Source organism: Acinetobacter sp. UBA6526 (assembly GCF_002434875.1).
Lineage (GTDB): Bacteria > Pseudomonadota > Gammaproteobacteria > Pseudomonadales > Moraxellaceae > Acinetobacter > Acinetobacter venetianus.
Genome location: NZ_DJLC01000081.1, coordinates 1 through 3,879 on the forward strand (window position 1 = coordinate 1; position 3,879 = coordinate 3,879).

Consider the following 3,879-nt stretch of genomic DNA (forward strand, 5'->3'; position numbering starts at 1 on the left):
ACCATTGTTCATAATTAGAAGTAACTCCACTATAATCTTTTTGAATACTATTCAAACGAACATCCCAGCCAAGATCTGCTAGTTTCTTTTTGCTAATTTTAACTTTCTCAACACCAATTGTTGCCTCATGCTTTAAAGTAATTTCTCCCTTAAGTAAATAATTAAGAAGCGTTGTTTTACCAGTAGTACGCTGCCCTAAAATGACAATAGATTTACCATTAAATAGTTTTTTTAAATTTTTCCCAATTATTGTAAATAAAATAGCTTGATACGCCACTTATAGCTAATCCTGCTACTGCATAAGCAGCCCATATTGGTAAAACCATATTATTTTTCTCCTTTAAAATAAAACCTACGCTACCGCTTCATTAAACGCTTCAACAACGCCAAATATGTTGTCAGCCTCTGCATCATCAAACACTCCATCAATTCCTTCATAGTGGATTTGATTGAAAGGTGGTTCATATAGCTGAGCAGCATCTAAAGTTCCACGCATAGTGAGATGATCAATGATCATTTCAATAAAACGAATCTGTTTATCGTTATAGGTTGTACCTTGCAGATACTTTGAAAAAGCTTCTTGTACTGCCTGACGATCTAGACCGACCAAGGAACGAATAAAAAGAGGCAGTGATCTTTCTGTCCCAAAGCACTCTTCAAACTTATCTCGACTTTCAACTTCTTGGGCTTCAAAAACGAAACGTTCTAGCTCACTTAAGTCAGTCGGTGTCAGTGCTAAACCACGCTTTAACTTTGCGATGGTAATATGATTTTCATTCGCTTTGATGAAACTTTCTACACGCTTACGGTACTGGGCTAGGTTTACGCCACTTGAAACGACTGGTATATCGACTGCTTGCATTTCTCCAATTTCATCGTCTAGCATGGAATACACAATAGTCGATGTGGATTTTTCAATCAGTTTTACCAAGCCACGAATACGTTTACGCATCGCCTCAAGCATTGGCAATGTGATGCCTTTCCAATATTCAACGGTTTGAATATCTTGAATCAGCGCAATCTGTTCAGCAACGACAGGAATATTTTCTTTGCTTTCTAGCTTTGAAGCGATTTCAATCACTTTATTGGCATAACTCTGAATCGCTGTATTGTTCTTTTCCAATACTGCCAGCTCAAGGTTGTAGCAAAGCATATCAAACAATTTAGCTTCTAAAGTTTCAGGCTCAAGTTGGTTTGGTAATTTAGAAATGTGTTCTCGTAATGTACCGATGGCAAGATCATCCAAGTTGTTCCAAGCATCATCATTCTTGAAATGTTCAACATGCTCAAGTTCAGATTTCACAATGAAATTCTCATTGTTCATGGACTTAACTTCAGTCTGTAAACTCTGACGCATATCTTGCTGTACAGCTTTTAGCTCTTCTGTAGCATCGTCCTTCGTATTCAGTAAACTCAGGATATTTAAACGTGCTTTAAACAAGCGTTGTCCGAGTGGCTCTGTGGTCAATACAGGCGCACCATCTGGATTTTCATTGAAGTATTCAAAGTTAGAGCAATAATCGAAAATAAAGAATTCTTTTTTATCTTTTTCAGGGCTAAACAATTCTTTGCAGAGGCGTGTACCACGCCCGATCATCTGCATAAATTTGACTTTAGAGCGAACCGCTTTAAAGAATACTAAGTTGACCACTTCAGGTACATCAATCCCTGTATCGAGCATATCCACTGAAATCGCAATCTGTGGCTCAGCTAAATCTTTCTTGCTAAAGTCATCAATCAGGCTTTGCGGATACTTAGTGGCATGAGTAATGACACGGGCAAACTTACCATCATATTGCGGATAGTTTTCATTGAAGCGATCAGCAATAAACTGGGCATGTTTTTGATTGACGGCAAAGATAATAGTTTTACCCAAACGATCTCCACCTTCAGTTTTAATACCATTTTCCATCAAGTGCTTGAGCATTAAATCAATCGTGCCTGTATTAAACAGCTCTTTATTGATTTTGGATGCTGAGACCTCTTCAGGTGCATCTTGATTGCCCCAATTTAGACTATCCCAATGTTGTTTTTCTTCTTCGGAAAGTTCGTCATATTTCACGCCTTCACGCATGAATTTAAGTGGGACAGAATAAGCTTTGGGTGGCACGAGATAACCATCGGCAATGGCTTGGTCAAGATCATAGTAATCAGTCGGTACACCGCTTTCTAAACCAAACAGTGCGTATGTATCACGGTCAACTTCATCTCGTGGCGTTGCGGTTAAACCAACAAGCAAACTATCGAAGTATTTAAAAATCTCGCCAAACTTTTGGTAAACGCTACGGTGTGCTTCATCAATAATAATCAGGTCAAACATACCTGTGCCAAATTTTCGTGTGCCATCGGCATTCATTTCATCTATTAACCCCATCATGGTTTGATAAGTAGAGAAATACACACGACCAACCTGATTTTTATCTTCAAGCAAGTTGACGAATGAAGCATCTTTTAAATTGGCTTTGAAAGCATTGTGCGCCTGATTGACCAATGATGTGCGGTCTGCAAGGAATAACGCCTTTTGTACCACATTTGCTTTCATTAGCACATCGACCAGTGCAATGGCAGTACGTGTTTTACCTGTGCCTGTTGCCATAATCAGTAAGCCTGCACGTTCTTTACGTTGATAGGCTGCAAGCATGGCTTTGATGGCACGAGTTTGGTAGTAACGCTCGACAATGTCCGCATTGATCGGGAAGCTACTTAAATCAGGGTTGTTCTTACGTCTTTCGATCAGACGCTTGAGTTCTGCTTGCGTATAAAAGCCGTGAACTAAGCGTGGTGGACCACCTTGCACATCGTTCCAAATTCGGGTTTTGTAACCATTGGTATAGAATATGACAGGTCGTTGTCCTGTTTGTTGTTCTAGGCAGTCTGCATAGAGTTTAGCTTGTTGTTGTCCAATATCTGGATCGGTCGATGTGCGTTTTGCTTCAACCACTGCCAAGGGCAAGCCATCTGCATCATATAGCACATAATCCACTGCACCTTTACCCGATGGGCTTAGCATACCAGTAACGGGTACTTCTACTCGTGCTGATGTGCTAATTTCCCAACCTGCTTCTTCAAGCATGAGATCAATTTTAAGTTTTCGGGTTTCATCTTCTTTATAGTCGGTATGGTCTTCGATTTTGCTGTTGGCAATTTTGGCTTGTTCGACTTCAGCACGTTTTTGTGCAAGTTCAGCGTCAATATTGGCTAATAGTTTTTCTCGTTCTTCTAAGTTTGCAGATTGTTCAAATAGTCGTTGTTCTAATTCTCGTAGGGCTTTGTGTTGTTCTGCAAATTGTTTTTCTTTAGCTTCAGTTTCTTTTTGCAGTTGCTCTTTATTGGCAGTAATTTGCTGCGTATTGTCAGTATTTGGAATCAGTTTTGGGTTAAATAAAATCGACTGTGAACGGTCTTTTGAAGGTGAACCATAGTTACGTTCAAACCAGACATACATCAGGAATAAATGGCTGATGTGTTTTACGGTTTCTTCTGTCGTGAGTTGTTTGAACTTTTTCCCATGTACGGCACTGTTGCCGACCATGCGGATATTGTCCATTTTGTCCCAAATATAGGGTGGTATCAGGTCTTTAAATTTGAGGTCGTTGAGTAAGTTATGTAGTGAAGCATCATAAGGCTGAGTCAGTTTTTTGTCGTATTGATACAGCCACAGTACAAGACTTTCAAGCGAGCTTCGAGCAGCAGCAAGAGCAAATTGTGGGGATATATACACAAGCTTTTCAGCTTCTTTGGCAGTCGCTGCCAAGCTTTTAAATTCAGGTTCTAAAAACTGAAAATTGCTCATGTATATATTCCCTCATGTTTTTAATTAAATTTTATAAAGTACCGTTAAATGCTTGGTTTTGACTAGGGTCTGTTGACATTTACTGT

At 39.4% G+C, this 3,879-nt stretch carries 1 protein-coding gene and 1 pseudogene; both read right to left on the reverse strand.

Annotated elements, in window-relative coordinates; translation table 11 throughout:
* Positions 1 to 277, reverse strand: a pseudogene (locus tag B4237_RS05250) (hypothetical protein); the annotation flags it as partial.
* 75 nt (positions 278 to 352) lie between these two features.
* Entirely contained in the window at positions 353 to 3,793 is a 3,441-nt protein-coding gene (locus tag B4237_RS05255; protein ID WP_286942010.1) for a DEAD/DEAH box helicase family protein, read from the reverse strand.
* Between the last annotated feature and the right edge of the window lie 86 nt (positions 3,794 to 3,879).

What these genes read in the sequence shown, in the direction of transcription:
- B4237_RS05255 (WP_286942010.1), bottom strand. Translation starts at nt 3,793, where the DNA reads ATGAGCAATTTTCAGTTTTTAGAACCTGAATTTAAAAGCTTGGCAGCG.